This window comes from Phreatobacter sp. (assembly GCF_016793595.1).
In the GTDB taxonomy this organism is placed as follows: Bacteria; Pseudomonadota; Alphaproteobacteria; order Rhizobiales; family Phreatobacteraceae; genus Phreatobacter.
Window position 1 is genome coordinate 823,864 of record NZ_JAEULY010000004.1, and the last position, 15,221, is coordinate 839,084.

General features: G+C 69.8%; 13 protein-coding genes. 8 read left to right on the top strand and 5 right to left on the bottom strand.

The features are described 5' to 3' along the window. Positions 1 to 166 precede the first annotated feature (166 nt). The 3 genes from JNK84_RS08100 (at position 167) to JNK84_RS08110 (ending at position 5,046) form a co-directional block, all read left to right on the top strand. Positions 167 to 1,297, top strand: coding sequence for a 5-methyltetrahydropteroyltriglutamate--homocysteine S-methyltransferase (locus tag JNK84_RS08100; protein ID WP_293422618.1), 1,131 nt, complete (start codon positions 167 to 169; stop codon positions 1,295 to 1,297). Between the two features lie 88 nt (positions 1,298 to 1,385). After that, on the top strand, positions 1,386 to 2,645 hold the full coding sequence (locus JNK84_RS08105) for a serine hydrolase domain-containing protein (RefSeq protein ID WP_293422621.1): 1,260 nt from the start codon (positions 1,386 to 1,388) through the stop codon (positions 2,643 to 2,645). 172 nt (positions 2,646 to 2,817) lie between these two features. Continuing rightward, entirely contained in the window at positions 2,818 to 5,046 is a 2,229-nt protein-coding gene (locus JNK84_RS08110; protein ID WP_293422624.1) for a S1 family peptidase, read from the top strand. An 81-nt stretch (positions 5,047 to 5,127) separates the two neighbouring features. Here the strand turns inward: JNK84_RS08110 and JNK84_RS08115 are convergent, their stop codons facing one another. After that, entirely contained in the window at positions 5,128 to 6,021 is an 894-nt protein-coding gene (locus JNK84_RS08115; RefSeq protein WP_293422627.1) for a phosphatase PAP2 family protein, read from the bottom strand. A 7-nt stretch (positions 6,022 to 6,028) separates the two neighbouring features. Then, positions 6,029 to 6,703: a CDP-alcohol phosphatidyltransferase family protein gene (locus tag JNK84_RS08120; protein WP_293422630.1), complete on the bottom strand. Its 675-nt coding sequence runs from the start codon at positions 6,701 to 6,703 to the stop codon at positions 6,029 to 6,031. Between the two features lie 114 nt (positions 6,704 to 6,817). Here JNK84_RS08120 and JNK84_RS08125 point away from each other — a divergent pair, with 114 nt between their 5' ends. Further along, on the top strand, positions 6,818 to 7,651 hold the full coding sequence (locus JNK84_RS08125; protein WP_293422633.1) for a hypothetical protein: 834 nt from the start codon (positions 6,818 to 6,820) through the stop codon (positions 7,649 to 7,651). A gap of 30 nt (positions 7,652 to 7,681) precedes the next feature. Here the strand turns inward: JNK84_RS08125 and JNK84_RS08130 are convergent, their stop codons facing one another. Next, on the bottom strand, positions 7,682 to 8,599 hold the full coding sequence (locus JNK84_RS08130; protein ID WP_293422636.1) for a catalase family peroxidase: 918 nt from the start codon (positions 8,597 to 8,599) through the stop codon (positions 7,682 to 7,684). On the opposite strand from JNK84_RS08130, the gene JNK84_RS08135 reads away from it, so the two are divergent. The 4 genes from JNK84_RS08135 (at position 8,598) to JNK84_RS08150 (ending at position 13,077) form a co-directional block, all read left to right on the top strand. Then, entirely contained in the window at positions 8,598 to 8,831 is a 234-nt protein-coding gene (locus JNK84_RS08135; protein ID WP_293422639.1) for a hypothetical protein, read from the top strand. The genes JNK84_RS08130 and JNK84_RS08135 overlap by 2 nt on opposite strands. A 183-nt stretch (positions 8,832 to 9,014) precedes the next feature. Beyond that, positions 9,015 to 11,267 (top strand): fused MFS/spermidine synthase, encoded by a 2,253-nt coding sequence (locus JNK84_RS08140; protein WP_293422642.1) that lies wholly within the window; start codon positions 9,015 to 9,017, stop codon positions 11,265 to 11,267. 53 nt (positions 11,268 to 11,320) lie between these two features. Then, positions 11,321 to 12,088, top strand: a complete 768-nt coding sequence (locus JNK84_RS08145) for a polysaccharide deacetylase family protein (protein WP_293422645.1) — start codon at positions 11,321 to 11,323, stop codon at positions 12,086 to 12,088. Next, on the top strand, positions 12,085 to 13,077 hold the full coding sequence (locus JNK84_RS08150) for a lysylphosphatidylglycerol synthase transmembrane domain-containing protein (RefSeq protein WP_293422648.1): 993 nt from the start codon (positions 12,085 to 12,087) through the stop codon (positions 13,075 to 13,077). Before JNK84_RS08145 ends, JNK84_RS08150 begins: the two co-directional genes overlap by 4 nt. Here the strand turns inward: JNK84_RS08150 and JNK84_RS08155 are convergent. Continuing rightward, positions 13,074 to 14,207 carry a glycosyltransferase family 4 protein gene (locus JNK84_RS08155; protein WP_293422651.1) on the bottom strand — a complete coding sequence of 378 codons (1,134 nt, stop codon included), beginning with the start codon at positions 14,205 to 14,207 and terminating at the stop codon, positions 13,074 to 13,076. The two genes, JNK84_RS08150 and JNK84_RS08155, sit on opposite strands and share 4 nt — an antisense overlap. A 30-nt stretch (positions 14,208 to 14,237) precedes the next feature. Continuing rightward, on the bottom strand, positions 14,238 to 15,206 hold the full coding sequence (locus JNK84_RS08160) for an NAD-dependent epimerase/dehydratase family protein (RefSeq protein WP_293422654.1): 969 nt from the start codon (positions 15,204 to 15,206) through the stop codon (positions 14,238 to 14,240). Positions 15,207 to 15,221 lie beyond the last annotated feature (15 nt).

Genomic DNA, 15,221 nt, shown 5'->3' on the forward strand with positions numbered 1-15,221 from the left:
CGCAAGCTCAGCTTGCAGCGGTGCCATCCGGGGCGGCCTTCGGCGCCACCGCCCGGCCCCGGCCCTTTCTCATGAGGGAGGGCCGCAGTAAGGTCCCGGCCAAGGCCGCGGGCGCCCGAGCGCCAAGACAGAGCCGCATCTGGGACGACACTGGGAGATTCAGGCCATGACCACCCTTGCCAGCGCCCAGCCGGCCATTGCCGGCAAGAGCGGCCCGTTCCGCGCCGATCAGGTGGGCTCGCTGCTGCGCTCGCAGCCGCTGAAGGAGGCCCGCGCCGCGCGGGCCGCCGGCAAGCTGGACGATCTGGGGCTTCGCACGGTCGAGGACAGCGAGATCAAGAAGCTGATCGCCAAGCAGGAGGCCATCGGCCTGCAAGCCATCACCGACGGCGAGTATCGCCGCTCCTGGTGGCACTATGACTTCCTCTGGCAGCTCGACGGCGTGACGCGCGTGGAGCTCGATCAGGGCATCCAGTTCGCGGGCGTGCAGACCAAGGCGGAGGCGCCCAGGGTCACGGGGCGCATCGGCTTCACCACCCATCCCTTCATCGACCATTTCAAGTTCGTGAAGGCGAACACCTCGCGCACGCCGAAGATGACGATCCCCTCGCCGTCCATGCTGCACTACCGGGGCGGCCGGAAGCTCATCAATATGGGCCTCTACCCGGACATGAGCGAATACTATCAGGATCTCGGCCAGGCCTATCGCAACGCGGTCCACGCCTTCTACGACGCCGGTTGCCGCTACCTGCAGCTCGACGACGTCTCCTTCGCCTATCTCTGCGATCCCGAGCAGAAGCAGATGCTGGCCGAGCGCGGCGACGACCCCGACAGGCAGGGTGAGATCTATGCCGGCATGGTCTCGGCGGCGATCGGCGGGCGGCCGAAGGACCTGCTGATCACCATGCACCTCTGCCGGGGCAATTTCCGCTCCACCTTCGTCGCCTCCGGCGGCTACGAGCCGATCGCCGATCTCCTGTTCAACACCATGCCGGTGGACGCCTATTTCATGGAATGGGACACCGAGCGGGCCGGCGGCTTCGAGCCGCTGCGCTTCCTGCCCAAGGGCAAGGCGGTGGTGCTCGGCCTCGTCACCTCCAAGACCGGCACGCTGGAGAAGAAGGACGACATCCTCAGGCGCATCGACGAAGCCGCGAAATATGCGCCGCTGGAGCAGCTCTGCCTGTCGCCGCAATGTGGCTTCGCCTCGACGGAGGAGGGCAACACGCTGGCCGAGGACGAACAGTGGCGGAAGCTGGAAATGATCGTCGAGATCTCCCGCGAGGTGTGGGGATAGCGGCGGGCTCGCCTGCGCCGCGCGCTCTACCGGCGCATGGCGGGAGCGGAGATGCTGGCGGCCGTCAGATCACCTACCGGATGCTTCCATGACCTCGCCGACCGGCCCCGCAGTCCCCCAGCACAATTCCCTCAGCGCCGCCGACAGCGAACCGGCCAGGCTCGGCATCATGGAGGGCTGCCCGCCGCCGGCCGACAAGGTGGTGAGGATGGCCGACGGCTCCGCGCGCACCTTCCCCAAGATGCGCTGGGCCTACAGCAACATGCGCCAGCTGACGCCGACCAAGGCGGTGTCGCGCGGTCCGGGGCCGGCTTTCGAACTGCCGCGCGCCGAGCAGGATCTCACCGGCGTCAAGGCGACGACGATGGACGGCAAGCCGACGACGTTCGGCGCCATGATCGCGGAGACCTATGCGGACGGCATCTGCGTGCTTCATCGCGGCCGGGTCGTCTTCGAGCGCTATTACGGCGCGCTCAGCCCCGAGAAGCAGCACATCTGCATGTCGGTGACCAAGTCGTTCATCGGCACGCTGGCCGAGATGCTGGCCGACGAGGGCGCGATCGATCCGGCCTCGTTGGTGACGCGCTATGTGCCGGAGCTGAAGGGCAGCGCCTTCGGCGACGCCACGGTGCGGCAGGTCATGGATATGACCACGGGCATCAAATATACCGAGGTCTATACCGACCCGAACTCGGACATCGTCGCCTATCGCCTCGCGGGCGCGGCCATGCGCGATTCGAACTATGGCGGCCCGCAGAGCTATTACGACTACCTGCCGACCCTGCCGAAACAGGGCGAGCACGACGTCCAGTTCACCTACAAGACGGTCAATACCGAGGTTCTCGGCTGGATTCTGAGGCGGGCCAGCGGCGCTTCGCTGTCCGACCTGCTCTCGGAGCGCATCTGGTCGAAGCTCGGCGCCGAACAGGACGGCCATTTCCTCGTCGACAGCGTCGGCACGGAAGGCGCGGGCGGCGGCCTCAACGTCACGCTGCGCGACCTCGCCCGCTTCGGCGAATGCATGCGGCAGGGCGGCGCGTTCAACGGCCGGCAGATCGTGGCGGAGCGGGCGGTGGACAGCGTCGCAGCCGGCGGCGACCCCGCCAAATTCGCGCCCGCCGGCTATGCGACGCTGCCCGGCTGGTCCTACCGGTCGCAGTGGTGGGTGAGCCACAACGAGCACGGCGCCTACATGGCCCGCGGCGTTCACGGCCAGTCGATCTATGTCGACCCGAAGGCCGAAATGGTCATTGCCCGCTTCGCGTCCTTCCCGATCGCCGGCAATGTCGCCAACGACCCGATCACCCTGCCCTGCTTCATGGCGGTGGCGCGGGCCCTGACGGCCTGACGGCGAGCGGAAGGCCGCCGCAACATTTCAGTCGCGTTGCAGAGGCCGGTCCGAGGTCACGACAAAGCCACGGACCGGCGAAATCTTGCAGAAATCGCCCTTGCCTATACCGTCGGTGCGACCCTGCCGCACGGTAGGTGCCGGGGCGCGCCGAATTGGAGATGTTTCGCCGATGTCGCTGCTGCCCCGCCTGACTGTGCGCCTCGCGCTGATTGCCTGCTGCGCCTCCTTCATCCAGATGCCGGCCGCCGACGCCCAGCAGCGCCGCCGTCAGGCGCCGGCCGCCAGCGCCGGCGAGGTGACGGTCGTCAACCGGGCGAACGCCACGCTTCAATATCTCTATGTCACGCCCATCACCGAAGCGGCCTGGGGCGATGATCGCCTCGGCAGCGAGACGGTGGCGCGCAACCGCCGTCACCGCTTCAATCTCGACGGCTCCGAATGCCGGCATGACGTCCGCGCGGTCTATGAGAACGGCTCCGAGGAGAGCCGTTTCGGCATGGACCTCTGCCAGCGCCCTGAAATCACGCTCAACGGCCGCACGCAGACCACGGCGGCGGACCTCGCCCGTCCGGGCCCCATCGCGCTCTATCTCGTCCGCAACCGCTCCGGCAGCGCGCTCCAGACGCTCAAGCTGGTCTCGCCCAACGGCGATGAGAGCGAGGACCTGCTCGGTTCGGCGGTGCTCGAGGACGGCCACACCTTCACCGGCCGGCTGCTGCGCTCGGCCGGCTGCACCTTCGATGTCGTCGCGACCTTCGACGGCGCCGGCGAACAGACGATCTCCGGCCGCAACCTCTGCACCGCGCGCGACGTGACGTTCACCGCGGAAGCGCCGCCGGCCGCCGAGCGCCGCCAGCCGCGCGGCGGCGATGCGCGGGCGCCGGCGGGCGAGCCGCTATCCTTCGTCGTGCAGAACCGCAGCTCGGTGCCGGTCCAGAATCTCTACATCCGCCAGCGTGGCGCCGGCGGCTGGGGCCCCGACCGTCTCGGCAACGAGGTGATCACCGCGCGCGGCGCGTTCAATCTCACGATGCCGCGCGGCAATTCCTGCGAATATGACGTGCGCGTCGTCTTCGACGGCAACCGCCAGGATGTCCGCAACGGCGTCAATCTCTGCGAGACCACCGAATATGCCGTGAACGGCCCGGCGATCGTCGCCGGACGCGGCCAGCAGAAGCAGCGCCCCAATGCCCGCGCCGCCCAGCCGCAGGTCTCCCAGATCGTGGTGCTGAACGAGGGCGAACGCCCGGTCGAATCGCTGTTCATCTCGTCATCGCGCGTCTCGACCTGGGGCGACGACATGCTCGGCGCCAGCCGCATCGCACCGGGCGAGCGCTACACTGCGCGCGTCGAGCGCGACGACCAGTGCAATTACGACTTCCGCATCGTCTATCAGGGCGGGCGCGAGGAGCGGCGCATGCGGCAGAACATCTGCTCGCGCCGGGAGATCGCGTTCGGCGGCGCCAACGCCTTCCGCATCGACGGCGGCGGTCCGGAGAACGGCCGCAAGGTGGTGCTGACCAATACCGGCCGCGGCGACATCCGCGAGCTTTACCTGACCCCGGTCACGGACACCCACTGGGGCGACGACCGCCTCGGCTCGGAGCTTCTGCCGCGCCGGTTCCGGCTCGAACTGCGCCTGCCGGAAGAGGGCGGCTGCCGCTGGGACCTGCGTCTCGTCTATGAGGGCGGCCAGTCGGTCGAGAAGCGCGACCAGGACCTGTGCGCCCAGCCGGAACAGGCCGTCGGCCGCGCCGGCCGACCCGGCACCGTCGCCTCTACCGGCACCGGCTTCTACATTTCGAGCTCCGGCCACGTGCTGACCAACCACCATGTCGTCGATGGCTGCTCGACGGTCGCCATCTCGCGGCCGGGCGGGCAGCGCGTGCCGCTGCGCCTGATCGGCGCGGACGAGGGCGCCGACCTCGCGGTGCTGGTGCAGGAGGGCGCCACGGGCACGCCGTTCCTGAACCTGCGCGGCGGCGGCGCGGGCAAGCCCATCCGGGCCGGCGAGCGCGTCGTCCTGGTCGGCTATCCCGCCCGCTCGCAGCTCGGCGGCGTCAACGTCACCGAGGGCATCGTCTCGGGCCTGCGCGGCGCGCTCGGCGACCAGAGCCGGTTCCAGTACACGGCACCGACCCAGCCGGGCAATTCCGGCGGCCCGGTGCTCGACGCCTCAGGCCTGGTGGTCGGCGTGGTGGTCTCGCAGATCGACAAGATCTCCGGCGAGCGCACCGCCCAGAACATCAATTTCGGCATCAAGCTCGACCTGGTCCGCACCTTCCTGAACGCCAACAGCGTGACGGCGTCGGACGGCGAGCCGGGCGCCGCGCTGGCGGCCGCCGACATCCTGCAAAATGCCGACGACGCGGTGCTGCCGCTCGACTGCCTGGAATAGAGACCGGTCAGATCCCCCTTGAAATGCCAGACGGCCCGGAGCGATCCGGGCCGTTCCCGTTTGCGCGGGGTGGCATTGTGTCTAGGGCCAGCGTCGGCCGAGCACCTTCGCGGCAATGAACACCGCCGCGATCGCAACGAACACGCCGGCGAGACCGTCGAGGATCCAGTGATGGTCGAGATAGACGCTCGCGACCATCATCGACCCGGCATAGACGACATGGACCGGCCATGTGCGCCAGGTCGCCTTGCGGATCGCGGTCAGCAGCCCGATCAGCGGAAAGACCACGTGCAGCGAGGGCATGGCGCCGAAGGCATTGGCGGCGCGGCCGTAGAACTGCTTGAAATAGGTGATGCCGAGCAGGTCGTCGACGCGCAGGAGGCCCGCCGCGTTCGCCGCCGCTTTCACGTCGATGGCGCAGCCGTTGAGGCGGATGTACCAGGGCGGCGCGGCCGGCACGATCAGCCACATGGCGAAGCCGATCAGATGGGCGATGGCGAAGGCCCAGAGATAGAAGGCCATGCGCTCGCGGTCGCGGACATAGAGGTAGAGCGCGTAGAGCGGCACGACATAGAGAAACGCCGCATAGGGAACCGCGAAGAACAGGTCCCAGAACGGCGAGGTGTGCTGCTGGAGCCAGTCGCCGGGCGTGACGTTCGGCGCGACCGCGAAGAGTTTCAGTTCGAGGTCGCGCAGGTCGCAGCCATGGACGCGCGCGGGCGTGACGAAGATCGGGATGACGAAGCGGATAGCGTCCGAGGCGAGCGCCACAAGCACGCCGGGATAGAGCGCGGCGGTGATCTGCTGGCCGGTGCGGTTGACGAGGCCGATGACGAGCACCGCCCCGGCGATCAGGACATGTTCGGGGCGCAGCTGGCCCGCCGGGATCATGGCGAGGGCATAGAGGGCCGGCGCCAGCGGCGCGAACCACCAGCGGCCCCAGAGGGCGGTGAGCCGATTGTCGGTCAGGGTCATGGGACGGTCAGGGAGCAGCGTCGGGGCGCGTATCCGGCCCCCTCGCATCGATGACGTTGCGCGCGACCCGCAGGGCATCGGCCGCGGCGAGCACGCTGAGGATGCCGGTCAGCGCGATGCCGACCAGCGTCAGGGCCGGCGACAGGAAGCTCAGCAGCATGGCCACGGCGATCAGCGCCATGCGGTCGCCCCGGCGCATCCAGAGCGGGGGGAGCTGCACCTTCAGGCCCTCGCAGCGCGCCCGCACATAGGACACCGTATAGGCGGCAAGCAGGGTGAAGGCCGGCACCACCGCCATCCAGCCGGAGGTGGCGTAGAGGACGATCAGCCCGAGCAGCGGCGCGGCATCGGTGATGCGGTCGACGGTCGAATCGAGCAGCGCGCCATAGCGGCTGACCGTGCCGGTGGAACGCGCCAGCGGGCCATCGAGCATGTCGAAGACGCCGGACAGCAGCAGGAACAGCGTCGCCCAGCCGAGCGCGCCATAGGCCGCGAAGACGCCCGACAGCAGCGCCGGCACCAGCGACATCAGCGTCATCATGTTGGGAGTGATGCCGGTTCGGGCCAGAATCGCGGCGGCCTTGCCGAGAACGGAGACGAACGAGGCACTGCGGGCGACGTCCTGAAGCGAGGCGCCCCTTTCGAGGCTCGCGAGGAGGCGCGAGACCCAGCTTTCCGACATCAACCCGGCTCCCCGTTTGCCGCCCGCGGTGCTATCTACCCTCTCCCCTGCCCGAAAGCGAGCCGAGGTGACTATGCGCGATCCCGTCGGGATCATGGCGGCCGCGACGTGCCGGTGATCCGCAATGCTCTGATGCGCTTCCGGCGGATGACGCCGGCAAGGCTCTATCAGGATCATGCCCGCGCGCGCAAATTGCTGCGCGAGGCGCCGCCGGCGCGCGCGCCCTCGCCCGCGCGGCCGGAACGGCTGGTGGTGACGCTGACGACCGTTCCGGAGCGCATGGACCGGCTCCAGCCGGTGTTCCGCAGCCTGATGGACCAGACGGTGGCCGCCGACCGCATCGTGCTCGCCCGGCCGGCCGTGTCGAGGCGCTCGGGCCAGCCCTATCCGCCGCTCGATCCGCCCTTTCCGGGCGTCGACGTCATCGACTGCGCCGACGAGGGGCCGGCGACCAAGCTCCTGCCGGCGCTGAAGGCCGAGCCCGAGGCGGCGATCCTCGTCGTCGACGACGACGTGATCTATCCGCAGGATTTCATCGCGCAGATGCTCGACTGGCACCGCAAACTGCCGAAGGCGGCCATCGGCTGGCGCGGCTGGCGGATCGTGCCAGGCCGGCATCCCAAGCGCTTCCCCCATGTCTTCGCGACCGCGCTGGCCGCACCCGAGCCGGTGGACATCCTGCTCGGCACCTGGGGCTATCTGATCCCGCCCGGCGCCTTCGACGCGTCGGTTCACGACTTCTCCGGCTATCCGGACGGCGTGCGCTTCGTCGACGATGTCTGGTTTTCCGGCCATCTCGCCCGCCGAGGCGTCGAACGACTGGTCATTCCCGGCCGTGGCCTGCCCATCGAGACCGAGGCGTCGAACCTCGCGGCGCTGACATTCGGGCCGAACAGTTCGGGCACCAACGATCTCGCCGCCATCGAGGCGTTCCGGCAGTGGTGGTGAGGCGGGCCGCAGGCGACCCGCCCCTTCGCCTCATTGCGAGCGGCGTGACAGCGACACCGCATAGGCTTCGGCGCGGATCGCGAGGATCGGGTCGTCCGAGGGGTCGATGCCGGCCGGCAGCAGCACCGGATTGAACATCTGCGCGTCGCAGGCGCCCGCCATGCCCGCCGCCTGGACGCCGGTGATCCTGAGGCGGCCGACCTCGACCGTCTGGCGGTCGGCCGGCCAGGCGGCAACGGCATCATTCAGCGGGTCGCCGGCCCGAGGGATTTGGAGCAGCACCCGCCACTCCGCCGGCGCGCGGGCGACGCGCTCGCGCAGTTCGGCCTCGAGGAAGGTCGGCCCCTTCGCCGTGCGCTCCTCCATTGTCAGGCCGACGCGGCCCGCGACCGGCTCGAAGGTCCAGCGGGCGTGCTGCTTCTGACCCTGCCGGTTGGTGAAGACGAAGCTGTTGACGCCGAAATAGGCCGAGGTCGCGTAGCTGGCCGGCGGCGGATTGTCCCGGAGGTAGGCGATCTGCGGCATCCAGTCGGGATTGGCGGCATTGGCGGCGGCGATCGCCGGAGCGTTCATCTGGCGGGTCTGCGGGTCGGGCGCGCGCACCTTGAGGAAGGCGAGGAAGCTCTCCGGCGTGCGCGCGGTGAAGACCGGCGTGTTGATCAGGACGAATTCGTGATTGCCATCGAGCGACAGCGACAGGCCGCGCACGCTCGGGCCGTTATCGGGAGCCATCGGGCTGCCGCCACCGATGGAGAAGCGCGCGACGACGGCCGAACGCTTGTTGCGCTGGAGCGTGTCGGCGGTCGTCAGGCGCTCGGCATTGCCGTTAGCGACGAAATCGCCCACGGCGCAGAAGCCCTTGGCGCCGCTCCGGCGACGACCGGCATGGGTGCCGAAGACGCCCTGAAGGCCATCGACGAGCTGGGCTGACAGCGGCTCGGACGACATGGTCGGCGAGGCCATGGTCGGCGAAGGCATGGTCGGCGAAGACATGGTCGGCGAAGACATCGGCGCGGCCATGGGCGCTGAAGGCATGGGCGCGGCCGGCATCGGCGCGGCCGGCATCGGCGCTGAGGGCATGGGGGCAGCTGGTTGCGTTTGCGCATGCGCCACGCCGGACAGGGTCAGGGTGCCGAGGGCGACGGCCATGGCCGTCGAAGCGAAGAGGCGGATCGGGTGAGGCATCGGGGCGCGCTCCAGTGAGTTGCACTCGGAGTTTCGGCAGGCCGCCGCCGGCCGTTACGGCAATTTTCTTTCGTTGTGGAACCGTCCGGCCCGCGCGGCGGCCTTGCACGAGCCCGGGCAACCGCTCCTTAAAGCCTCGCTGCTAGGGTTCCGGCCGCCATTCCGCCGGAAACCGTTCATGAGCCTCGCCGAGACGCCTGCCTCGCTCAGCCACAGCGCCGGCCGCTGGGGCATGGCCGTCTTCACCGGCGCGGTGTTCACCAGCGCGGCGCTGCTGTTCGCGGTTCAGCCGCTATTCGCCAAGATGGTGCTGCCGGTGCTCGGCGGCTCGCCGGGCGTCTGGTCGGTCGCCATGGTGTTCTTCCAGGCCGTGCTGCTCGCCGGCTACGCCTATGCCCATGCGCTGACCCGGCTCCTGCCGCTCAAGGGCGCCATCGTCGTTCACCTCTGCGTGATGGCGGTCGCCTCGCTCGCCCTGCCGCTGGCGGTGGCGCCCGGCTGGGGCCGCCCGCCCGCCGACGGCGAGGCGCTCTGGCTGCTCGGCCTGTTCACCGCCTCCATCGGCCTGCCGTTCTTCGCGCTCTCGGCCAACGGGCCGCTGCTGCAAGCATGGTTCGCCCGCACCGGGCACACGCAGGCGGCCAATCCCTATGTGCTCTATGCGGCCTCCAATGTCGGCTCGTTCATCGCGCTGTTCGCCTATCCCTTCCTGATCGAGCCGCTATCGACGCTGGGATGGCAGACGGCGTGGTGGACCCAGGGGTTCAACATCCTGATCGCGCTGATCGCCGGCTGCGGGCTGGTCGCGATCCGCACGGCGGGCGATGCAGGCATATCCGCCGCGGTCGCGAGCACCGCCGAGCCCGCCCCCGCCGCGCGCACCATTCTCGGCTGGATCGGCCTGTCCTTCATCCCCTCGGCGCTGCTCGTCGCGGTCACGGCGCACCTGTCCACCGACGTCGCCGCCGCGCCGTTCCTCTGGGTGATGCCGCTCGGCCTGTTCCTGCTCACCTTCGTCCTGGTGTTCCGCGACCCGCCCGCGATCAGCCAGCGCACCATGCTGGCGATCCAGCCGTTCCTGATCGCCGCCGTGGCGGTTTCCATCGCGCGGCCGACGCTGTTCGGCTCCATCGCGCTGGTCGCGGCCGTCCATCTCGCCGCCTTCTTCGTCACGGCCATGGTCTGCCACGGCGAACTCGCCGCCCGCCGCCCGGCACCGCGCCACCTCACCGCCTTCTACCTCTGGATGTCGTTCGGCGGCGTGCTCGGCGGCATATTCGCCGGCCTCCTCGCGCCGCGCATCTTCAGCTGGGTGATCGAATATCCGCTGGTCCTCGTGCTCGCCGTGCTGTGCCGACCCGGGGCGAGCCTCGACGCCTTCAGGAGCGACGGCGTCGCAAAACTGCTCGCGGCGCTCTGCCTCGTCCTGCTCGTGCCGGCCGGCCTCATCGGCGTTCCGCCGCTGGCCGCGTTCGCCGTCGGCGCGACGCTCGCCACGGGTCTGTCGCTGGTGGGAGCGCTCGTCTGGCGCGACCGGCCCATCCGTTTCGCCCTGCTGCTCGTCCTCGCGCTCGGCGTGATCCGCGTCTACCACCTCGACACCGGCGAGAGCCGCACGACGCGCAGCTTCTTCGGCGTGCACCGCGTCGTTGTCACCGATGACGGCCGCTTCCGCCTGCTCCAGCACGGCACGACCTTCCACGGCGCCGAACGGCTGGTGGATACGAGCGGCCAGCCGGTTCAGGGGCCGCCGGAGCCGCTGACCTATTACCATCGCGAGGGGCCGCTGGCCGGCGCGATCTTCGCCGCGCGCGAGCGCCTCGGTCGGCCGCTGCGCGTCGGCGTCGTCGGCCTCGGCAGCGGCTCGCTCGCCTGCCACGCCCGTCCGGGCGACGAATGGCGCTACTACGAAATCGACTCGGAAGTCGTCCGCATCGCCCGCGAGGAATTCTCGTTCCTGCGCCGCTGCACGCCGAACGCGCCTGTCGTGCTGGGGGACGCCCGCCTGACCCTGACCGAGGGCGAACAGGGCATCTATGACGTGCTGGTGATCGACGCCTTCTCGTCCGATTCCATACCCGTCCACCTGCTGACCCGCGAGGCCATGGCGATCTACCGGCGCAAGATCGCGCTCGGCGGGGTCATCACCCTGCACATCTCCAACCGGCACATGCATCTCGCCCCGATCGTCGCGGCGATCGCCGCCGAGCACGGCCTCGTGGCGCGGATCAACAATTACGCCTCGAGCCCGGATCGGGTCGCCGACATGCGCCTCGCCATCACCGCGGCGGTCGTGGCGGAGCGGCCGGCGGACCTTGCCGGCCTCGACGAGGCGCAGGGCTGGCGTAGCGTCGAGGCGGCCGGCGTCAGGCCGTGGACCGATGACTATTCCAACGTCATCGGCGCGATCATCGCGCATTACCGGAAATAGGGCGGGGCCGGGCCCCCTCCCCCTTTCAAGCGAAATGCTCTAAGAGCGCGGCGATGTCTGCCGCCAGCCCCTCCCCGACCCGCGTCGCCCTGACGGTCGACATGGAGCCCGACTGCCCGCCCTTCCTGTGGACGTGGCGGGGCGTGACCGAGGGCGCGCCGAAGCTCATTGACCTGTTCGCCCGGCAAGGCATCGAGACGACGTGGTTCACCACGGGCGACACCGCGCGGCTCTATCCGCAGTCGGTGAAGGCGGTGGTCGATGCCGGCCACGAGCTCGCCTGCCACGGCGTCACGCATCAGCGCTTCGACTGGATGCCGAAGGACAGCGCGCGCTGGGAGATCCAGGAATCGACGAAGCGGCTGCGCGATTTTGCCGAGATCACCTCGTTCCGCGCGCCCTATCTGCGCTTTCCCGGCCATTATCTCGATCTTCTGGAGGCCGAGGGCTTCCGCCTCGATTCCTCGCAGGCGCTCTACAAGAAAGACGTGCCGGGCGTCGAGAACGGCCCCTCGCTGGTCCGCATCCCCGCCTCCATCACGTCGAGCGCCCTGCGCATCCCGAAGCTGCTGCGCGAGTTCTTCCTGAGCCGGAAACCCGATCCGGTGGTGCTGTTCGTCCATCCGTGGGAGTTCGTCGACTTCCGCCAGTCGAACCTGCGCCTCGATTGCCGCTTCCGCACCGGGCAGCCGGCGCTCGACGCGCTGTCCTCGGTGATCGATTTCTTCAAGGCGCGCGGCGCGACCTTCACCACCATGCGCGCCCTCGGCGAGGAGGCGCATCAGCGCCGGACACCGCAGGCGCAGAAGGCTGCCGCATGACGACGCCCGCCTCTCCCGATATCGCCGCGCCGGCCCCGTCCCGCCGCCTGTGGTGGGTGCTCGGCTGGTGCGTGCTGGCGGTGTTCTTCGCCATCGCCGCCTTCGCCCTGCCGTGGAAGGACGTGATGTCCGCGCTCGCGGCCGCGAAATGGCAGTGGGTGGCCCTCGCCGTCGTGGTCATCGTCGCGGGCTGGCCGCTGTGGATCCTGCAATGGTGGCTGCTGGCGCCGTCCGCCCACCGCCCGACCTTCGCGCGGATGGCGCAGGTGACGGCACTGACCGGCACCGCCAACACCTCCCTGCCCATTGCCGGCGTCGTCGCGGCGGTCGGCTTCCTCATCGCCCGGGGCCGGCTGCCGGCGAGCGCCGCCGCCTCGCTCTATGCGGTGGACCAGCTGCTGACCGGCTTCGCCAAGCTCGGCGTGCTGGTGCTGGCGGCCTGGCTGGTGCCGGTGCCGGACTGGCTGCGCGCCGGCCTGCTGACGCTCGCGGGCGTCATGGCCCTGTTCACGCTGGCCATGCTGGCGGCCGCCCATGGCGGCGAGCTGATCCATCGCCTCGCGGCGAGGCTGACGGGCCGGCCGGCGCAGTTCGTGCACCATTTCGCGGATTTCGTCGCCCATCTCGAACCGATGCGCAGCCCCCTGCTCGGCTTCTCGACCACGATGCTGGCCTTCGCCAAGAAAGCCGTCGAGGTGCTGTCCGTGCTGATCATCCAGGTCGCGGTCGGCATCGAGCCGTCGATCGCGTCTGCCGTGCTGGTCACGGCCGCGCTCAGTCTTGCCACCATGGCGCCGATCTCGCCCGGCCATCTCGGCGTCTACGAGGCGACCGTCATCTTCTGCTACCAGTTCATGGGCGTGCCGCTGCCGCTCGCCACCGCCGCCGCCTTCCTGCAGCACGGCGCGGGCTTCGTCGCCTCGTTCGCCGGCATCGGATATCTGAGCTGGGCGCTGCCGCGTGACGAGCGGGGCGCGCGGACGCTCTAGGAAATCGCGGCCATCGCGGCGCGGTACTCGGCCTCGTAGCGCGGCGCGAGTTCGACCCAATCGACGCCGGGCGGCGGCGCGGCGGCCGCCGCGGTCAGCGCAAGGCGCTTCGCGGGATCGATGATCATCGCCCTGATATCGGCCGCCAAAGCCGTGTCATCCTCGGCCAGCAGCGCATCGACGCCGTGATTGAGGAAGTCGCGTGCGCCGGATTGCGCCATGGTCAGGACCGGCAGGCCGGCGGCGCGTGCCTCCAGCGCCGCGATGCCGAAGGATTCGAGCTTCGAGGCCAGCACGAAGACATCGGAGCGGTGCAGAAGCGCGCGGATCGCCTCGCGCGGCTGGCGGCCGGCAAGGATCACGGACTGCTCAAGTCCTGCCCCGCGAATGATGCGCTCCAGCGCGCCCCGCTCGTCGCCGTCGCCGACGATGGTGAGCCGCGCGGAGCCCGGTGGCAGGCCCGAGACCGCCTCGGCGAAGGCCTTGACCAGCCAGCGCGCGCGCTTGCGTTTCTGGAGCCGGGTAACGGAGATGAACTCGACGGGCGGACCGCCTTCTTCACCTCTGCCCGGTGGGGAGGTGGGAGCGAAGACTTCCGGCCGCTTCCACCAGTCGAGGTCGATGCCGTTCGGCAGGATGCCGATGTCGCGGGCCTTCACCAGCGGGCGCATGGCTTCGGCCGCCACCGTCGAGACCGTGGTGAAACGCACCGTCGAGGTCGAATAGCCGTGCATGGCGTCGAGAAACCACAGCGGCACGTCGTAGTATTTCAACACCGAATGGAAGCTCGCCACCGCCGGCAGCCGATGGCGGGTGCAATATTGCATCGCGTGGTGGGCGATGGGCGCGACATTGCCAACCTGGATATGGATGACGTCGTAGCCGCCCCCGGCCATGGCCTGCCGCAGCGCCCGGAAGACGCCGGGCGTCACCGCAATGCCGAATCCGGGAAGACGCGGCCCGGGCAGACGCTCCACGGGGATTCCGTCCACCTCGGGCTCGCCGGGCACGCCGCAGATGACCCTGACGTCGTGGCCGCGTGCCATCAGCGCCAGCGCGAGGTCGCGCATCTGCATCTCGATGCCGCCGACGCGCGGCACGAACCAGTCGCTGACCAGGGCGATCTTCAAGGGAGATGTCTCACGAATGCCGGCGGGGCCTCACGCATAGCCGCGATCGCGGAACCATGTCCACGCATCGCGGAAGGCTTCCGTCGCCGGGCGCGGCGCATAGCCGAGGTCGCGCACGGCTTTGGCGCTGGAAAAATGGTGCGGCAGGCAGGAAACCGCCGCCGAGGCGGAATTCAGCTCCGGCTCCCGGCCGGTCAGCCGTCCCAGCAGGTCGCCGGCGCGGCCGGCCGCCATGACCAGCGCCGGGGGCGCGGTCAGGACCGGACCGCCCCGGCCGGCAACCCGCCGCATCCGCCGGAACGCCTCCGCATAGGTCAGCGCCTCGCCGGACAGGACGTGGCGACTGCCGGACGGCGCGCTCCGGGCGGCGGTCAGGATCGCCGCCGCCACGTCGCCGGCATGGCAGAAATCATTGCCGCCGGGCGGGGCGATGCTCATCGGCCCCCGGCATGCCGCCAGCATCAGCCGGCCCGACGAGGGCTTCCAGTCCCACGGGCCGAGAAGGAAGCCGGGATGGACGATCACCGCGTCGAGGCCCCGGCCGGCTTCGGCCAGCACCGCCTCCTCCGCCTCGCGCTTGCTGGCGGCATAGGCCGTGTCGAGCGCATGAGGCGGCGCCGGATCGCCCGCGCCGGGCGCCTCGCGCGTGCCCCAGACGAGGGTATCCACCGTTGAAACGTGGACGAGGCGCACGCCGGAAACGCGGCAGGCGGCCGCGAGCCGGGCCGTCGCCAGCGCATTGTCCTTACGGAAGGCAGCCATGTCCGCGCGCCCGATGCCGACCCGCGCGGCGCAGTGGATAACCGTGGAAGCGCCCGCGACCAGGGAAACCAGATCGGATTCGACCAGATCGGCCTCGATCCTCCGACAATCGAGGCCGTCGAGCGGCTGGCGGGGGCTGGAAGGGCGAACGAGCGCCGCCGCCTTCCGCCCCTGCGAAAGCGCCTGCCGCAGCAGCGTATTCCCGAGCAGCCCCGTGGCTCCGGTGACGATCAGCACGGGACCCCTTCAAAT

What these genes read in the sequence shown, in the direction of transcription:
- JNK84_RS08100 (WP_293422618.1), top strand. Translation starts at nt 167, where the DNA reads ATGACCACCCTTGCCAGCGCCCAGCCGGCCATTGCCGGCAAGAGCGGC.
- JNK84_RS08105 (WP_293422621.1), top strand. Translation starts at nt 1,386, where the DNA reads ATGACCTCGCCGACCGGCCCCGCAGTCCCCCAGCACAATTCCCTCAGC.
- JNK84_RS08110 (WP_293422624.1), top strand. Translation starts at nt 2,818, where the DNA reads ATGTCGCTGCTGCCCCGCCTGACTGTGCGCCTCGCGCTGATTGCCTGC.
- JNK84_RS08115 (WP_293422627.1), bottom strand. Translation starts at nt 6,021, where the DNA reads ATGACCCTGACCGACAATCGGCTCACCGCCCTCTGGGGCCGCTGGTGG.
- JNK84_RS08120 (WP_293422630.1), bottom strand. Translation starts at nt 6,703, where the DNA reads ATGTCGGAAAGCTGGGTCTCGCGCCTCCTCGCGAGCCTCGAAAGGGGC.
- JNK84_RS08135 (WP_293422639.1), top strand. Translation starts at nt 8,598, where the DNA reads ATGGTCGGCGAGGCCATGGTCGGCGAAGGCATGGTCGGCGAAGACATG.
- JNK84_RS08130 (WP_293422636.1), bottom strand. Translation starts at nt 8,599, where the DNA reads ATGTCGTCCGAGCCGCTGTCAGCCCAGCTCGTCGATGGCCTTCAGGGC.
- JNK84_RS08140 (WP_293422642.1), top strand. Translation starts at nt 9,015, where the DNA reads ATGAGCCTCGCCGAGACGCCTGCCTCGCTCAGCCACAGCGCCGGCCGC.
- JNK84_RS08145 (WP_293422645.1), top strand. Translation starts at nt 11,321, where the DNA reads ATGTCTGCCGCCAGCCCCTCCCCGACCCGCGTCGCCCTGACGGTCGAC.
- JNK84_RS08150 (WP_293422648.1), top strand. Translation starts at nt 12,085, where the DNA reads ATGACGACGCCCGCCTCTCCCGATATCGCCGCGCCGGCCCCGTCCCGC.